General features: G+C 33.4%; 9 protein-coding genes and 1 tRNA gene. 5 read left to right on the forward strand and 5 right to left on the reverse strand.

The genetic code is table 11. The features are described from left to right. Positions 1–55 precede the first annotated feature (55 nt). The 3 genes from UCYN_RS01695 to cobO form a co-directional block, all read right to left on the reverse strand. A tRNA-Trp gene (locus UCYN_RS01695) sits at positions 56–128 on the reverse strand. Positions 129–206: 78 nt separating this feature from the next. Next, positions 207–569, reverse strand: a complete 363-nt coding sequence (rplS, locus tag UCYN_RS01700) for a 50S ribosomal protein L19 (RefSeq protein WP_012953767.1) — start codon at positions 567–569, stop codon at positions 207–209. A gap of 60 nt (positions 570–629) precedes the next feature. Further along, positions 630–1,247, reverse strand: a complete 618-nt coding sequence (cobO, locus tag UCYN_RS01705; protein WP_012953768.1) for a cob(I)yrinic acid a,c-diamide adenosyltransferase — start codon at positions 1,245–1,247, stop codon at positions 630–632. A 573-nt stretch (positions 1,248–1,820) separates the two neighbouring features. Between cobO and glmS the strand changes: the two genes are divergently transcribed. From glmS to UCYN_RS01730, 5 genes are all read left to right on the forward strand, one after another. Next, a complete protein-coding gene (gene glmS / locus UCYN_RS01710) occupies positions 1,821–3,707 on the forward strand; it encodes a glutamine--fructose-6-phosphate transaminase (isomerizing) (RefSeq protein ID WP_012953769.1) in 1,887 nt (628 codons plus the stop codon). A gap of 263 nt (positions 3,708–3,970) precedes the next feature. Continuing rightward, a complete protein-coding gene (gene rnc, locus UCYN_RS01715) occupies positions 3,971–4,702 on the forward strand; it encodes a ribonuclease III (RefSeq protein ID WP_012953770.1) in 732 nt (243 codons plus the stop codon). Positions 4,703–5,021: 319 nt separating this feature from the next. Further along, complete coding sequence (gene gltB, locus UCYN_RS01720; protein WP_049765568.1) at positions 5,022–9,638, forward strand: glutamate synthase large subunit; 4,617 nt, start codon at positions 5,022–5,024, stop codon at positions 9,636–9,638. 446 nt (positions 9,639–10,084) lie between these two features. After that, on the forward strand, positions 10,085–14,083 hold the full coding sequence (locus tag UCYN_RS01725) for a magnesium chelatase subunit H (RefSeq protein ID WP_012953772.1): 3,999 nt from the start codon (positions 10,085–10,087) through the stop codon (positions 14,081–14,083). 227 nt (positions 14,084–14,310) lie between these two features. Next, positions 14,311–15,891: a glucose-6-phosphate isomerase gene (locus tag UCYN_RS01730; protein WP_041487725.1), complete on the forward strand. Its 1,581-nt coding sequence runs from the start codon at positions 14,311–14,313 to the stop codon at positions 15,889–15,891. A gap of 150 nt (positions 15,892–16,041) precedes the next feature. Here UCYN_RS01730 and lpxC read toward each other — a convergent pair whose 3' ends face one another. After that, positions 16,042–16,848 (reverse strand): UDP-3-O-acyl-N-acetylglucosamine deacetylase, encoded by an 807-nt coding sequence (gene lpxC, locus UCYN_RS01735; RefSeq protein WP_407078870.1) that lies wholly within the window; start codon positions 16,846–16,848, stop codon positions 16,042–16,044. A 43-nt stretch (positions 16,849–16,891) separates the two neighbouring features. Continuing rightward, positions 16,892–19,069: a BamA/TamA family outer membrane protein gene (locus UCYN_RS01740; protein WP_041487726.1), complete on the reverse strand. Its 2,178-nt coding sequence runs from the start codon at positions 19,067–19,069 to the stop codon at positions 16,892–16,894. Between the last annotated feature and the right edge of the window lie 100 nt (positions 19,070–19,169).

Below are 19,169 nucleotides of genomic sequence, written 5' to 3' on the forward strand. Positions count from 1 at the left end.
TTTAAGGATATATGTCTAAAGTTAATACTAATAGACTTAAATAAGATAAAAAATACACGCCCTGGAGGACTTGAACCCCCGACATCAGGTTTTGGAGACCTGCGTTCTACCAACTGAACTAAGAGCGCACGGTTTGTGCCATAGTTAAAAATCTTCTATACTCTTTTATTATAGCGTAGTTTAGCTATGTGCACTATTTTTAAAGATTAAATAGGACGGTCAAAACGTTGACGAATTCTAGTAGCTTTTCCTACACGATCACGCAGATAGTAAAGCTTAGCCCGACGAACTCTTCCTCGGCTAACAATTTTAATATTTGCAATACGTGGGGAATGAAGTAGGAAAACTCTCTCTACTCCAACTCCTTGAAAGGTTTTACGAACAGTGATAGTTTCATTAATACCACCATTTCGCATTGCTATAACTACCCCTTCATAAGGCTGAACTCGTTCTTTTCCCCCTTCTGAGATACGCACACTCACACGAATAGAATCACCAACGTTAATCTCAGGAAGATCACTCTTTAAGTATTTGGATTCTATATTTTTAATAATTTCTTGGGCATTCATAGTTTTAATAAAAACTTACAAAATACTATGGTAATTTATTTCTTCTTTAAAATCAATATATTAAAATTCAATTCCTGCTTGGGCTTTAATTTTTTGCTCTTTAAAAGGATGTTTTATTAAATTCATTTCTGTTACCATATCAGCAATTTCAATTATTTCAGGGAGTGCATTTCTTCCAGTTAGAATAACATGAGTGTTTTTAGGCTTGTTCTTAAGAGCTTTGATAACAACTGATGATTCTAAGTAACCTAACTTTAGAGCAATATTTATTTCATCAAGAAGTATTAATTGGTAGTCTGAATTATTTATATAGGATAAGCTTTTTTCCCATGCTTCTTTGGCTTTAAAAATATCTCTTTCTCTATCTTGAGTTTCCCATGTAAATCCTTCTCCCATAGCATAGAACTCAATTTGTTTTCCAAAACTTTTAAATATACTCTTTTCTGCGGGTTCCCAGGCCCCTTTGACAAATTGAATAATAGCTACTTGGAATCCATGCCCTAAAGAACGTAATACCATACCTAAAGCAGCAGTAGTTTTGCCTTTACCATGGCCTGTATTAATGATAATTAATCCTTTCTTCTTTGAGGCTTCAACGAGACGTTGTTCCTGAATTTTTTTACGTTGTTCCATTTTTTGTTGATACTGTTCCGTAGAAAGTTTTTTTTCACTTATCATGTAAACAATCCTCTAAAAAATTAGGTTTATTTATCACAGCCTAACCTATAAACGTGATACTTTATCATCTAAGTTCCAATTCTATTAATGAGTTATTTTAAAAAAGCATGATTTATCATAAAAGTTTGGTTTCTTTTTCCAAAACAAAAACTTTGTTAAAGAAGTTTTTTATAGTGGGATCATTGATTTTATGATTTTTTTATAAATATGAAGATTTACACATTATTTAATAAAACTTTTTTATTTCGTATTAAGATGCTATTGCTAAAATCAAATAAATATATTGTCTCCAATAATTAACTTTATCAGGGAGAAATAAATTTATGATTTTAAAAAATATTGCATAGTTATATTGAGTTAATCTTACTGAGTTCTTTATAAAAATTATTCTTAAAAAGATAAAATCTTTATACTTCTGTATGTTAGATTTCATTATTTCTTAATAATCAGCAAAAAAGTTGGATGGTTTTTCTCGGTACATAGTAATAAAATATCGAAGGTTAACTAAAAAATTCAACTAGTTATTTTAGATACAATCATTGATAGTTAATTAGTTATAAATATACAAAAAATATGTGTGGAATTATTGGATATATTGGTACACAAACAGCATCAGAAATTTTAATCGGTGGATTAGAAAGACTAGAGTATCGAGGTTATGATTCAGCAGGGATTGCAACAGTTTTTGAAGGCAACATGTTTTGTACTAAAGCTAAAGGTAAATTGTACAACCTGCGAGAAAAGATAGAGAGAGAAAGTAACTTTTCTAAAGTTGGTATTGGCCATACTCGTTGGGCTACACATGGAAAACCAGAAGAATATAATGCCCATCCTCATATTAATAATAAAAAGCAAATAGCTGTGGTACAGAATGGTATTATCGAAAATCATCAAGAATTACGAGAACAGTTAATAGATGATGGTTATACATTTACGTCAGAAACTGATACTGAAGTAATACCTCATTTGATAGCTAAGCATATGTCTAAAGACACGGGTTATAATGGCTTGTTAGAAGCAGTTAAAAAAGCCATTAGTTGTCTAAATGGATCTTTTGCAATTGCCGTTATTTGCGCAGATTTTCCTGATGAAATTATAGTAGCGAGAAATCAAGCTCCTTTGATTATTGGTTTTGGGCAAGGAGAGTTTGTATGTGCATCTGATGTAACAGCAGTTGTTCCTCATACTAATACGGTATTATCTCTGGAGAATGGTGAAATTGCTCGTCTTACACCTCTTGGTGTCGAAGTTTATAATTTTGAACTACAGCGTCTCAAGAAGTTACCTCGTACTCTTGACTGGAATCTTGGGACAGTAGAAAAACAAGGTTTTCGACATTTCATGCTTAAAGAAATTTATGAACAACCTTCTGTTGTAAGAAGTTGTTTAGAAAATTATTTAGATTCTAGCTGGAGCATAGATAGTATTGAAGCAAGAAGCCCTATTACATTAGGTGCTGCTGCTGAATTATGTAGTGACGTTGACTATATACAGATTGTAGCTTGTGGTACTAGCTGGAATGCAAGTTTAGTTGGAAAACATTTATTAGAGCAATTAGCAGGAATTCCGACGATGGTGCAGTATGCATCAGAGTTCCGTTACTTTCCATCTCCTATGCTAGCAAATACCTTAACTATTGGAGTAACACAATCAGGTGAGACAGCTGATACTCTAGCTGCGTTAGAGATGGAGAAACAACGTAGAATGGGATTAGAATTTCCCTATAATGCAAAAATCTTAGGTATTACTAATCGTCCTGAAAGTACTTTAACCCACATGGTTGACTGTATAATCAATACCCATGCTGGTGTTGAAATTGGAGTGGCAGCAACTAAAAGCTTTGTAGCTCAGCTAATGGGTTTTTATTTCTTAGCATTAGAATTAGCCTATCGTCGTAAAACATTAAGTTTAGAAAAAATTGAAATACTTATTAAGGGCTTAAGAAAATTACCTAATCAAATCGAAATAATTTTAGAAAAACAAGGAGAACAAATTCAGGAATTATCTCACAATTTTTGTGATACCCAAGATTTTATCTTTCTGGGTCGAGGAATAAATTTCCCGATTGCTTTAGAAGGAGCTTTAAAATTAAAAGAAATTAGTTACATACATGCTGAAGGCTACCCAGCAGGAGAAATGAAGCATGGGCCTATAGCTTTATTAGATGCTAAAGTTCCTGTCGTAGCAATTACGATGCCTGGAGTCGCACATGAAAAAGTTTTATCCAACGCTCAAGAAGCAAGGGCAAGAGATGCACATCTAATAGGTGTTACATCCATTGATAATGCAGAGTCTAGAACTATATTTAATGATTTATTATTTGTACCTGAAATAGATGAAATATTATCGCCTATCATATCAGTAATTCCTTTACAATTATTGGCATATCATATCGCAGCCAAACGCGGTTTAGATGTCGATCAACCTCGAAATTTGGCTAAATCTGTAACTGTTGAGTGATATCAATAGCTATTAATATTATATATATTTCATAGCTATGCTTTTAGTCTTTTACAAAAAGTAAAAACTAAGAAAATTACTCGATATTATCATCATAATTACCTTAGATAGAAAATATATAACTATGTTTTAAAACTATTAGTTTATTGAAACTAATAGAGTACCGATAAAATTAAAATTAGAGTACCGATAAAATTAAAATAGTTAATCTTTTAATTAAAATCTGCTCAGGTAGTATTACATTACATAAATATTGATAAACAATGAGTTTTTTAGATATTAGACGTGAAAAGCAGTTAAAAAATTGCATACAAAAACTAGGATTATCTAGTGTTGAAAATGTTGATTGGGAAATACTTAATTTAGCATTAACTCATCCTACATTCTCCCAAAAAGATAATTATCAACAACTAGAATTTGTAGGAGATTCAGTTATAAGATTAGTAGCTGCAGAAATATTATTAGAAAATTATCCTAATGAGCTTGTGGGAGAATTCGCTGCCATAAGATCCATACTAGTTAGCGATAATACTTTAGCAGAATTTGCTGAAGTATATGGATTAGAACGTTATCTTCTGATGGCAGAAAGTGTTGCTAAAGATAAAATTGGCAGGGTATCTTGGCTAGCAGACACTTTTGAAGCATTGTTAGGAGCACTGTATCTTAATAGGCAGAATATGAGTTTAATACGTCCTTGGTTAGATCCCTTGCTTATTACAAAGGCAGCTGAGATAAGAGCTGATCCTGCACGTCAAAACTATAAAGATGCGTTACAAGAATGGAGTCAAAGTCAATATAAATTACTACCAAAATATCAAGTTGTTCAGCATCAAGGAAGTGAAAATCATCATCAAAGATTTTTTGCAGAAGTTTGGGTAAAAAATAATAATTTAGGTTCTGGTTATGGCTGTTCGAAAAAAGTGGCAGAGCAAGCTGCTGCTAAGAATGCCTTTTTTTCCTATATTCATAAAGGGAATTATAAATATAAACATTGATTAGCATAGAACGAGATTTACATTAATAAAAGTAAAGAAGTTATTTCTTCCAATTGATATTTTTCCAGAATAAAATAATATTAAATAGTTACTTTGATTTGAATTGGTCAAGGTATCTAATTGCAACTAAATGAAATCTTAGTAAGAGTACACTATTAAATCTTGCTTAAAAAGAAATATATTTATGAAGTGAATCCTTGAACTAATTTTAAAGTTAGTTTAATAACATCATAATTAAATCAAATAATTTATCTTTAATTTTCTAAAATATCTACATGGATTAGTTTGACACATTAATACAATAAAAATAAATAGTAATATGAATTTCAGGAGTAAATCTAATACAACCTATATGGGACCACCTTCTACTGTTGAGAGTAGGGATTCTTGTGGAGTGGGATTCATTGCAGATATCAAAAAGCAGGGTTCCCATCAGCTAATTCAAAAAGCTTTGATCGCACTGGAAAGGATGGAACATCGGGGTGGCTGTAATGCAGATAATGATTCAGGCGATGGCGCAGGTATTATGGTTGAGATTCCCTATATTTTATTAAAAACTTGGTTTGTTGAAAATAAAGTTACTATGCCTCCCAGAGAAAAATTAGGGGTAGGTATGGTTTTCCTGCCTCAAGATCCTTACCAGCAGAGAATTAAGCGTTTACATGTTAATACCGTAATTAAAGCTTCTGGTTTAATTATATTGGGTTGGCGCAAAGTTCCTGTCAATCCTACTGTTCTGGGTATCCAGGCAAGAGAAAACCAACCTCATATTGAACAAATAATGGTTACATCTTCAGATGAAATATCAGGGGATGAACTGGAAAAAAAACTATATATTGCACGTTCATATTTGGGCAAATTACTAGAAGATGATTTTTATATTTGTTCCTTTAGTTGCCGTACTATCGTATATAAGGGAATGGTACGTAGTTCAGTTCTTGGAAAGTTTTATAAAGATTTAAAAGATCTAAGATTTATTAGTCAATTTGTTTTATTTCATAGACGCTTCAGTACCAACACTATGCCTAAATGGCCTCTGGCACAACCAATGCGTTTGTTAGGACATAATGGTGAAATTAATACTTTAACTGGTAATATTAATTCAATATCTGCTAGAGAGAAAATTCTTAAAATACAAAATTGGACATCTCAAGAATTAAGTGCTTTAGATCCTATTGTTAACATTGCAAATAGTGATTCCTATAATTTGGATAGTATTCTTGAATTATTGATAAGAAGTGGTCATGATTTACTTAAATCAATGATGATATTAGTGCCAGAAGCTTATCAAAATCAACCTGATTTAAAAAATTATCCACAAATTATAGATTTTTATGAGTACTATAGTGGGTTACAAGAACCCTGGGATGGTCCAGCACTGCTGGTTTTTAGTGATGGAAAAGCTGTAGGAACTTGTTTAGATCGTAATGGATTGCGTCCAGCAAGATACTCGATTACTGATAATTATATTATTGTTAGTTCAGAAACTGGTGTAGTGGATTTGCCCGAAGAAAGTTTTATAGAAAAAGGGAAACTAGGTCCTGGGCAAAGTATTGCGGTAGATTTAAAAACGAAAAAAATATCAAAAAATTGGGAAATAAAACAACGTGTAGCTGAAAAAGAACCTTACAGAGAATGGTTGAAAAAACATCGCAAAGAAATTACACCTCAAAGTTTTTCTGATACTTTATTGATAGAAAATTCAGAACAATTATTAATTCAGCAAACAGCTTTTGGTTACACAGCAGAAGATGTTGATATGGTTGTTATCCCTATGGCAATTCAAGGTAAAGAACCTGTCTTTTGCATGGGAGACGATATTCCTTTATCAATATTGTCTGAAAAACATCATCTGCTCTATGATTATTTTAAACAAAGGTTCGCTCAAGTAACTAATCCCCCTATAGACTCTTTACGAGAAAGTTTGGTTATGTCTCTAGAGACGTTATTAGGCGAAAAAGGAAATCTTCTAGAACCTAGAGATATAGATGCTAAGCTTTTAAAGTTAAAAACTCCTATTTTAAATGAAATAGAATTAAATCAAATTAAGCATTCGGATTTTAATATAAGCGAATTATCTACACTATTTAATATTACGTTGGGAACAAATGGACTTAATGTCGCTTTAGATAACTTGTGCAAAAAAGCAGCTCAAGTAGTGAAGGAAGGAGCTACGATTATAATATTAAGTGATCGTTTTTTTAATACTCCTAGCATAAGTGAAACTACGAGCTATATTCCACCTTTGCTAGCAGTAGGAAGTGTTCATCATTATTTAATTAAACAAGGATTACGTTCAAAAACGTCTTTAATTGTTGATACAGGACAATGCTGGAGTACGCATCATTACGCATGTTTGTTTGGCTATGGAGCTTCAGCAGTATGTCCTTACCTTACTTTAGAAACTATAAGACAGTGGTGGCAAGCTCCTAAAACTCAGAAACTAATCAATAAGAGTAAAATAAATGCAATTGAGATTCAAGAAGCATTAAGAAATTATCGTCATGCAGTAGAGATAGGGTTGTTAAAAATTCTTTCAAAAATGGGAGTTTCTTTATTATCTTCTTATCATGGAGCCCAAATTTTTGAGGCTATAGGTCTAGACTTAGATGTTATTAATAAAGCTTTTAGAGGAACTACTAGTCGTATCGGTGGATTAAATTTAGTAGAGCTGGGCCAAGAAACAATTGGAATTCATAGTCAAGCTTTTCCTGAACTAACAGAAAAAAAACTTAAAAATTTTGGTTTTATCAATTATCGTCCAGGAGGAGAGTATCATATGAATTCTCAAAAGATGGCTAAAATTCTCCATAAAGCTGTTGGTAATCATAAACTAAAAAATAATGAACAAAATCAAGAAACTTATAACTACTACGAAATATATCAAAAGTATCTTAAAGAACGTCCTGTAACAGTTTTAAGAGATTTACTTGAGTTTGCTAGTGATCGTTCTTCTATCTCAATTACTGAGGTTGAATCTGTAGAAGATATAGTAAAAAGATTTTGCACAGGAGGTATGTCTTTGGGTGCATTATCGAGAGAAGCTCATGAAACTCTTGCAATTGCCATGAATCGCTTAGGAAGTAAGTCAAATTCAGGAGAGGGAGGGGAAGATCCTGTTCGGTTTAAAATTTTGTCAGATGTAGATGAGAATGGACATTCTCCAACATTTCCACACTTAAAAGGTTTATTTAATGGTGATACTGCAAGTTCAGCAATCAAACAAATCTCGTCGGGAAGATTTGGAGTAACACCAGAATATTTAATGAATGCTCAGCAGCTAGAAATTAAAATGGCTCAAGGTGCAAAGCCAGGAGAAGGAGGACAGTTACCAGGAGAAAAAGCTAGTTCTTATATTGCTATGCTAAGAGGCTCAAAACCTGGTGTCACGCTTATTTCTCCTCCTCCTCATCATGATATATACTCTATTGAAGATTTAGCTCAACTAATTTTTGATCTCCACCAAATTAATCCCACTGCGCAAGTTGCCGTTAAGCTTGTAACAGAAATTGGCATTGGAACTATATCAGCAGGAGTAGCAAAGGCTAATGCTGACATAATACAAATTTCTGGACATGATGGAGGTACTGGGGCATCACCATTGAGCTCTATTAAACATGCAGGATGCCCGTGGGAACTTGGAGTTACTGAAGTACATCGAACACTGATAGAAAATAAACTTCGTGATCGAGTTATTTTACGTACTGATGGTGGTCTTAAAACAGGCTGGGACGTTGTAATGGCAGGAATAATGGGAGCGGAACAGTTTGGATTTGGCTCCATTGCTATGATTGCTGAAGGATGTGTAATGGCACGTATTTGCCATACAAACAATTGTCCTGTTGGAGTTGCAACACAGCAAGAGAAATTACGAAAAAGGTTTAATGGAATTCCTGCGAATGTTGTTAATTTCTTTTATTTTATTGCTGAGGAGATTCGTTCTGTACTTGCCAAAATAGGTTATCAATCATTACAAGAAATTATTGGACGTTCTGATCTCTTAAGAATGCGTCCCGATAGTTGCTTAAGTAAAACTCAATCAATTGATTTAGGATGTATTCTTAATCTCCCTAATACAAAAGAAAATCGTACTTGGCTCAATCATCAAAAAAGAAAAGAAAGTAATTCAACATTAGATAAACAATTGCTTAATGATTTTGAATTTATATCTGCTATTGATAATCACAAAAATATTGTCAAAAATATTAATATCTCTAATGTTGATCGTACTACTGGAGGTTATATAGCAGGATTATTAGCCAAAAGATATGGAAATAAAGGTTTTTCTGGAAAGCTTGAGCTTAAATTTACAGGATCGGCCGGACAAAGTTTTGCTGCCTTTAACTTATCTGGTATGTTTATGTACCTAGAAGGAGAAGCTAATGATTATGTAGGTAAAAGTATGAATGGTGGAGAAATCATAATAATTCCTAGTAAAAAGTCAAAATTTAAAGCAGAAGACAATATTATTATTGGAAATACCTGTCTTTATGGAGCTACTGGAGGAATTCTATCAGTCAACGGTCGTGCTGGAGAAAGGTTTGGCGTTCGAAATTCTCAAGGGAAGGCAATTATAGAAGGAGCTGGAGACCATTGTTGTGAGTACATGACAGGTGGGGTAATAGTAGTTTTAGGTTCAGTTGGTCGTAATGTTGGAGCAGGTATGACAGGAGGCCTTGGTTATTTTCTTGATGAAGATGATAAATTTCCTGAAAAAATTAATTCTGATAGTGTAAATATACAAAGAATTTGTACTCAGGAAGGAAAAGTACAATTAAAAAAATTGATTCAGTTTCATTTTGACAGAACAAATAGTCAAAAAGCTAAATATATTCTCGACAATTGGATAAAATATGTGTATAGGTTTTGGCAAGTTTTTCCACCTTCTGAATCTAATATTCCTGAAACTAACCAAAACTTTTCTGATTTTCACTGATCTAAAATAAACATGACTATTTTGAGAGACCTTTTATTATCTAATATACATAGCTTAAATATACTTTTTAAACAAAATTATACTGCTCTAAAATTCTGTATCTTCAATAATGGATTATCAAATTTAAAAATTTTGATTAATAATCACCAAGATCATATGAAGTTACATATCATATAATTTAAGAATGTTGCGTTTCTTTACATTCTCGGGGAAACAATTTTTATAGGATATAATTCAAAGAATAAATGAAGTAATCAAAGTAGCCATTGTTAAAATACAGATGTTAAACATTTATATAATTAAGTAAGGTACGAATAATAGTCATAAAAGATTTTTGCTCGTGATCAAAATTATAGATAAGCTACTACATTTAAGAGCAATTATTCCAGTCAGATATTTGACTTTTGTAAATGAGATTTTTATAAAAACCAGGAGTTGTGTCGCATATGTTCACTCACGTCAAGTCAACCATTCGTCATATTATTCCAGAGACATTAAATGATCGTTCTTTGCTCAAAGTAGTCTATGTTGTATTAGAACCACAATATCAAAGTTCCCTTTCCGCAGCAGTTAAAAACATTAATAATAATAATTCTAAAATAGCAATTGAAATTAGTGGATATTTAATAGAAGAACTTCGAGATCCAGAAAACTATAAACAATTTCAACAAGATATAGAAAAAGCAAACTTGTTTATTGCTTCTTTGATTTTTATTGAAGACTTGGCTGATAAAGTTGTTGAAGCAGTTTCGCCTTATCGTGAAAAGTTAGATGCTATAGTAGTTTTCCCGTCAATGCCGCAAGTAATGCGTTTAAATAAATTGGGAAGCTTCTCAATGAATCAATTGGGGCAATCTAAAAGTATGATTTCTCAATTTATGCGTAAGCGGCAGCAAAATTCTGGAACAGGTTTTCAGGATGCGATGTTAAAGTTATTACGTACATTACCTCAAGTATTAAAATATCTTCCAGTAGAGAAAGCCCAGGACGCTCGAAGCTTTATGCTAAGCTTCCAATATTGGCTAGGGGGATCCTCAGAAAATTTAGAGAATTTTCTGGTTATGCTAGCTCATAAATACTCTTTTCCTGATCTTTTTAAGGATGAAGTAGTTACTTATAAAGATCCTCTCGTTTATCCTGATATAGGAATTTGGCATCCTTTATCATTAAAAATGTTTGAAGATATTAATTCTTATCTTCAATGGTATAGTTCGCGCACAGATATTTCAGATGATCTTAAAAGAGATACAACACCATGTATAGGGCTAGTATTACAAAGGACTCATCTAGTTACGAAAGATGATGCTCATTATGTCGCTATGATTCAAGAATTAGAATCTATGGGGGTAAGAGTTATTCCTATATTTGCAGGTGGATTAGATTTCTCTAAACCTATTGAGGCATATTTTTGGAACACATCTATCGATAGTAGTGATAGAGTAAAAGCTCCTATAGTCGATACTATTGTTTCCTTAACAGGATTTGCTTTAGTAGGTGGGCCAGCAAGGCAAGATCACCCCAAAGCGATAGATGCATTAAAATCTTTGAACTGTCCTTATATGTGCGTATTACCATTGGTTTTTCAAACTACTGAGGAATGGGAAGATAGTGACTTAGGATTACATCCAATTCAGGTTGCTTTACAGATAGCAATACCTGAACTAGATGGAGCTATCGAACCTATAATATTATCAGGTAGAGATGGTAATACTGGACGCTCGATAGCACTTCAAGATCGTATTGAGACAGTGGCAAAACGCGCCGTAAAATGGGCTAATCTTAGGAAAAAAAAGAGAGAAGCGAAAAAAATAGCTATTACTATTTTCAGTTTTCCACCAGATAAGGGCAATATTGGATCGGCAGCATACTTAGATGTATTTAGTTCTATTTATGAAGTACTTAAAGCCCTAAAGGATAAAGGTTATAATTTATCAGAATTACCAAGTTCACCAAAAGCTTTGATGGATAATATTATTCAGGATGCACAAGCTCAATACGCTTCTCCTGAATTAAATGTAGCTTATCGAATGTCTGTTGAAGAATATGAAAAATTAACACCTTATTCTACGCGCTTAGAAGAAAATTGGGGAACTCCACCTGGAAATCTTAATAGTGATGGCCAAAGTTTGCTTATATACGGTAAGCATTTTGGGAATGTCTTTATTGGTGTGCAACCTACTTTTGGCTATGAAGGCGACCCTATGCGCTTATTATTTTCAAAATCTGCTAGTCCTCATCATGGATTTGCAGCATACTATACATATTTAAATCAAGTTTGGCAGGCAGACGCAGTTTTACACTTTGGTACTCATGGATCTTTAGAGTTCATGCCAGGAAAACAAATGGGAATGTCTAGCAATTGTTATCCTGATACTTTAATTGGTAATATTCCTAACCTGTATTACTATGCGGCGAATAATCCTTCGGAAGCTACTATTGCAAAACGTCGTAGCTATGCAGAAACTATCTCATATCTAACTCCTCCAGCTGAGAATGCAGGTCTATATAAAGGCTTAAAAGAATTAAATGAATTAATAGGATCATATCAAACTTTAAAAGCTACCAGTCGCGGAATTCAGATAGTTAATACAGTGATGGACCAGTGTCGATTAGTGAACTTAGATAAAGATATTAAGTTACCTGAAACTGATGCAAAGGAAATGACTTCGGAAGAAATGGATAATATTATTGGTATCGTTTATAGTAAGCTCATGGAAATTGAGTCTAGACTATTACCATGTGGTCTTCATGTTATTGGCAAACCTCCAACAGGCGAAGAGGTAGTAGCGACATTAGTCAATATCGCATCACTAGATAGAGAGGAAGAAGATATAATATCTTTACCAAGCCTCATTGCCACAAGCATAGAAAGAGACATTAAAGATATATATTACAATAATGATATTGGTAAATTAGAAGATGTCGAGTTATTGCAAAAAATTACATTGGCAACTAGGAAAGCTGTAGCTTCAATGGTTGAAGCAACTACAAATCAAGAAGGTCGAGTGGACTTCATCTCAAAAATAGATATTCTGAAAATTACCCAGAAAGCCCCTTGGGTAAGTACTTTAGAAAACTTAGGGTATTCTAAAGTCAATAGAAGTTCTTTAAAAGTTCTTTTTGAATATCTTGAATCCTGTTTGAAAAAGCTTTGCGAAAGCCATGAATTAGAAGCATTGCTTAAAGGTTTAGAAGGAGAGTATGTTTTACCTGGACCAGGTGGTGATATTGTTCGTAATCCGGATGTTTTACCTACGGGTAAAAATATCCATGCATTAGACCCTCAATCCATTCCTACGTTAGCTGCAATAAAATCTGCAAAAATAGTAGTAGATTCTCTTCTTAAGCGACAAAAAATCGATAATGGAGATCAATATCCAGAAACTATTGCATGTGTTCTGTGGGGAACCGATAATATTAAAACATATGGAGAATCTCTAGCTCAGATTATGTGGATGGTAGGAGTCAAGCCTCTTCCAGATGCTCTAGGAAGAATTAATAAGTTAGAACTGATACCTCTTGAAGAATTAGCAAGACCTCGTATTGATGTTGTGGTGACCTGTTCCGGCGTATTTCGTGATCTTTTTATTAACCAAATGAATCTATTAGATAAAGCTGTTAAAATGGCAGCAGAAGCTGATGAACCTTCAGAAATGAATTATGTGCGTAAACATGCACTGGAACAAGCATCAGAAATGAATATTGATGTTAGAGAAGCAGCAACTCGCATTTTTTCAAATGCTTCTGGTTCTTATTCCTCCAATGTTAATTTAGCGATAGAAAATAGTAGCTGGGAAGAAGAAAAAGAATTACACAATATGTATTTAAACAGGAAAAGTTTTTCTTTTGACTCAAATAATCCTGGTATTATGAAAGATAATAGAAAGATATTTGAATCTGCTTTAAAAACAGCGAATGCAACCTTTCAAAATCTGGATTCTTCAGAAGTTAGTTTAACAGACGTTTCTCATTATTTTGATTCTGATCCAACAAAAATCGTAGCTAGCCTACGGGAAGATGGCAAGCAACCTGCGGCTTACATAGCTGATACAACAACTGCAAATGCACAGGTACGTACTCTCTCTGAAACTGTTCGATTGGATACACGCACTAAACTATTAAATCCAAAATGGTATGAAGGAATGTTATCTCATGGTTATGAAGGAGTTAGAGAGATTTCAAAACGTTTGGTAAATACTATGGGATGGTCTGCTACCGCTAATGCGGTAGATAATTGGGTATATGAAGATGCAAATACTACTTTTATTGAAGATGAAGAAATGTGTAAGCGTTTAATGGATTTAAATCCTAATTCTTTCCGTAAAATGGTTAGTACTCTATTAGAAGTTAATGGTAGAGGTTACTGGGAAACATCCGATAGTAATCTAGAACGATTACAAGAACTGTATCAGCAGGCTGAAGACAGAATAGAAGGAATAGATTAAAAGTGTATAAACTTTAAATTATGAACCATTACAAATAATAAGAGAGATTTTACTATTTATTCTATGACTGCAAATAAAGCTAAACATACTAATTAAGCATACATAAATTTAAATCTTAATTATTATGTCCAAAAATTTTAATAACTTTTTGCCTACCGATATATTCTATTATTAATTGTGGAGAGTGAAATATTCTCTACTAGTAATAAGTTTGTATAGTAGTTTCTATGAATAAACAAGAACTGTGGCAACGTTACGAAAACTGGTTGTACTATCATAATGGATTAGGGATATACCTCGACATCAGTAGAATGAGTTTCAATCAAGACTTTGTCGATAAACTTCTACCGAAGTTTAACAAAGCTTTTCAGGATATGGAATCTCTAGAAAGTGGAAAAATTTCTAATCCTGATGAAAAAAGAATGGTTGGACATTATTGGTTAAGAGCCCCAGAATTGGCTCCTAATGATGAAATTAGAAAAGAAATTACTGAACCTTTAATTAAAATTAAGCAATTCGTTACAAAGATTCATCAAGGGACTATTAAACCACCATCAGCGAGTAAATTTACTGATGTACTTTGTGTTGGAATTGGAGGCTCAGCTCTAGGACCCCAATTCGTATCAGACGCATTAGCTCCATGCCAAGCACCCATGTCTATTCACTTCGTTGACAATACAGATCCAGAAGGAATAGATAAAACGATTCACCAAATTGGTGAACGTCTAAAAAGTACTTTAGTAATTGTTACTACCAAATCTGGAAAAACACCTGAAACTCGAAATGGTATGTTAGAAGTTCAACATGCCTATGAAATGCAAGGTTTAAAATTTGAATCTCATGCTGTGGCGGTTACGATGCCAGGTAGCCTGATGGATGAAATTGCAAATGAATGGCTTGAAAGATTTCCTATGCAAGATTGGGTGGGAGGAAGAACGTCTGAATTATCTGCTGTTGGTTTATTGCCTGCTGCTCTCCAAGGAATTGATATCGATGAGATGTTAATTGGAGCTAAAGAAATGGATGAAGCTACTAGAGTTAAATCTTTAAAAGATAATCCCTCTGCATTACTAGCTCTAGCTTGGTTCTATTCTGGAAACGGTAAAGGAGAAAAAGACATGGTTGTCCTTCCTTACAAAGATAGCCTACTTCTTTTCAGTCGTTATTTACAACAACTAGTAATGGAATCTTTAGGTAAAGAAAAAGATCTTGATGGTAATATAGTTCATCAAGGTATTGCTGTATATGGTAATAAAGGATCAACAGATCAGCATGCTTATGTTCAGCAACTTAGAGATGGAGTTTCCAATTTTTTTGCTACTTTTATAGAAGTACTTCAAGATGGACAAAATAATCCATTAGAATTAGAACCTGGAGTAACATCAGGTGATTACTTGTCTATTTTCTTACAAGGAACCAGACAAGCATTATATGAAAACGGACGAGATTCTATCACAATATCTATACCTCAAGTGAAGCCTCGTACAATAGGAGCTTTAATTGCTATGTATGAAAGAACAATTAGCTTCTATGCTTCTCTAGTCAATATTAATGCTTATCATCAGCCTGGAGTAGAAGCAGGAAAACAAATGGCTGCTTCAATATTAAATTTGCAAACTAAAGTACAAGCAATAATGAAGCAAACATCTGGAGAGATAAGTATTGAAACTTTGGCATTACAAACAGGTTATCCTGACGAAATAGAAGCAGTTTATAAAATTGTTCGTCATCTTGCAGCAAATAATCGTAATATTGCCTTAGAAGGAGATTTATCTAATTTATTAAGTCTAAAAGTTTCAGCTATTTAGCTATTTGGGTGGGCTGAGCCCACCCAAATAGCTAAATCTTTTTCAACTGTTCAAAAATCTTATTTAATTAATACGTTATTTAAATACAAACTTAAAAATTCTTTAATTATTTATTTAATCTATTTGTTTTATATGTTGTTGGTAATATTACTAATTAATACTGGCTATTTTTTGTGCTAATTGAATATGAAGTTTGTGACTAGCTTTATAAGCTATAAAGTGAGCCCGAGGTATAAATCTTAATAAACTTAGATCTCCTACTAGATCTAAAAGTTTATGTCGTACAGGTTCATTGCTAAATCTTAAAGGAGGGTTTAACCAATCTTTATGATTACAAATTAATGCGTTATCAAAACTTCCTCCCTTGATTAGCCCAGATGCTCTTAAATGTTCAATCTGGTCTATAAAACCAAATGTTCTTGCAGGAGCAACAAAGTCCATAAAAGTTTCTTTCCGAGGATTCCAACTAGCCCATTGATTTCCAATAGCTTTATAAGTAAAATTAATTCCATAAGTGAAACATATTTCTGGTGCAGGAATTGCTGCAACAAAAGCATCTTTGTCTTGAACCCAAATTGGTTTTAGTAAAGGAGCACTTTCCTGTATTTTTGAAAAAGTAAAGTCTGAGTCAATAAAAGCATTAACCCAATTCTTCGCTGAACCATCTAATAATGGAACTTCTGTTCCATTAATTTCTATACGAGCATTTTTAATTCCACATCCAGCTAAAGCTGCTAATAGATGTTCTACTGTTCGAACAGTAATGTTGTTATTAGATAACTCTGTAGATAATATAGTCTGACTAACTTTTGAAATATGAACAGGAATAATTGGATTACCTAAAAGATCTACCCTAACGAAATGATGTCCTTCTGTATAGTAATTAGGTATTATTTTTACCTGAGTTTCTTTTCCAGAATGTAAGCCAATACCTGATACCTTAAACTTTAAATTCATATCTAGTTTCATGATAAACAAATAACATAATAATTTATATTAATTAAAATCTTTCTCCGATCCCGAAATGAACACGAGAATCACCTTCGTTATTAATTCCATAATCTACTCTAATTGGTCCAACAGGTGATTGTATCCTGAGACCAACTCCATATCCATAGCCATCACTAGGTAATCCCCTTACTACACCAGGAAGACCCCGTACAGATCTTTGAGATTTAATTGTAGTACCATAATCAAAGAAAATAGAAGCTCCTACGGCAGGAATGATAGGAAGTCGATATTCTGCGGTAGCCTGAAAAAAACTACGACCATTTCCAACTTCGCCTTCAGCGTAACCCCGTATTGAATTACTTCCACCTATAACAAAAGCTTCATAAGGAGGAAGATCTTCAAAAACCGTACCTAACTGTACATTAAATGCAAAAGCTTGAGGTTTAGGTTGATTTTCTTCAATAAAACCTAAATCGATCAAATTAACTGGAATATAGTAACTATAATTTCCCCGCAAACGTGTAAAACCAATACTACCTGAACCAATTGGTACAGTTTGTTCTAATCCTAAGCGAATGACATGTCCACTAGTAGGTCGTAAAGGATTATTTCGAAAATCCTGAGCTGCCGCAAAAGATAATGTATATAAATCATCACGACCTGAATCACTAAAGGAAAGAGGTTGTTCTGGGTAACCATTTATCGGAGCAGAAAGAGGAGCAATCTTGCCATTAGCATTTTCTATTAACACTCGTTGATAATTTAATCCAGCAGTCAATCTCCAATCAGGTTTACTAAAGGGATCTTCTGCCAATGGACGCGCGAAGGAAACTCCTCCCCCTGTACGTATTACTCTAGGGCTATCAAAACCATTCATAGTTCTAATCGAGCTATCATCTCCATCAAATACTAGAGAGATGGTACGGCGACGAAAACCGTTTACAGTATAAGCTGTGCGATATGGATCTCCTGCAATCCAAGGATCTGTAAAATTAACATCAAGAAGCAATTCTCGCTCACCGACTTGTATTTCACCACCAATAGTTTGTCCATTACCTCCTAAATTTTGTTCTTGATAACTGATTGTTCCAAATAATCCACTACTAGAGCTAATACCAGTTCCAGCGGCGAGTGATCCGGTATTTCCTTCTACTAAATCAACATTTACAATAACTTCTCTTAAATCTTCTCCTGGACTAAAAGAAATTCTTACATCTTCAAATAAACCTAAGCCAAATATACGTTGTAAATCGAATTGAGCTGTTTTTCGATTAAATACGCTACCTGGTTTTAACTGCATTTCTCGAGTAACTATAAAGTCACGAGTTCCACCATCAACAGGTTCATCCTCAGCGTTAAAAAAACGAACTTTTATATTTTCTATAACTCCTTCAGCAATAATCAAAGTAATGACACCATCATCACTCACCGCAGGGGAACCTATTACTTGGGCAAGATCAAAACCCTGTTCGGCATACCATTCATTGATTTTTTTGATACCTTTCTGGAGATCCCTTAAGTTAAGAGTTTTATTATATTGTTGTCCAAAAATCTTTTGAACGGTTTCAGGAAGTAATGCTCTCTGATCTTTAATATCAGGAACTGTATTAACAACCACTTGTTTTAAGACGGGATTAACTTTTACAGCATAAGTAATTCGAACTCCTAAAGGGGTATCAGTAGGAGTAACTTGAACATTTGCAAAGTAACCAGTCGCATAAATAGCATTAACATCTTGTTGTAACTCAGAACGTGTAGTTGTGCGTCCTGGCTTAGTTTGAAGTATGTTATATATTAAATTTTCTAATTCTTCATTTGCCCCTTTAACTATTACTTCTACTACTAAGATTCTTGGTTCTTCTTCTAGTATTTCCTGTTTGTTTATTTCACTTCTTATTGTTTCTTGTGAAATAAAAGTTTCTGATAAATTTATATCTTTAAACTTATTAGATGAAGATTTTTCTAGTTGAGCAGTATAAAAAGTTTTGGGTAATTTTGAAGTTGATACTTTGAAATAAGAGTTATTTAAATTAGATAAATTATCAGAATATTTGTTCAGGTTTAAATGGCCAAGAAATTTTTGTTGAATTTCTTGGTCTTTCAAATTTTTTATAAATAATATATCCTGTCCTTTAACAGGTCTACTTATTGACCATACTGTTGTTGTAAGAATAATTCCCAATAATGGAAAAAAATGTGACTTTTTGATCTGGTTTACCACTTCCACACACTCAATAAAGCTATAGCGTTTTTACTGTTATCTGTTGCTTATTGTCAACCTCAGTGATAGCTGACAGCTCTAATAGCCGGGTCATACTAACTACAGG

Origin of the sequence: Candidatus Atelocyanobacterium thalassa isolate ALOHA (genome assembly GCF_000025125.1) — a bacterium.
Lineage (GTDB): Bacteria > Cyanobacteriota > Cyanobacteriia > Cyanobacteriales > Microcystaceae > Atelocyanobacterium > Atelocyanobacterium thalassae.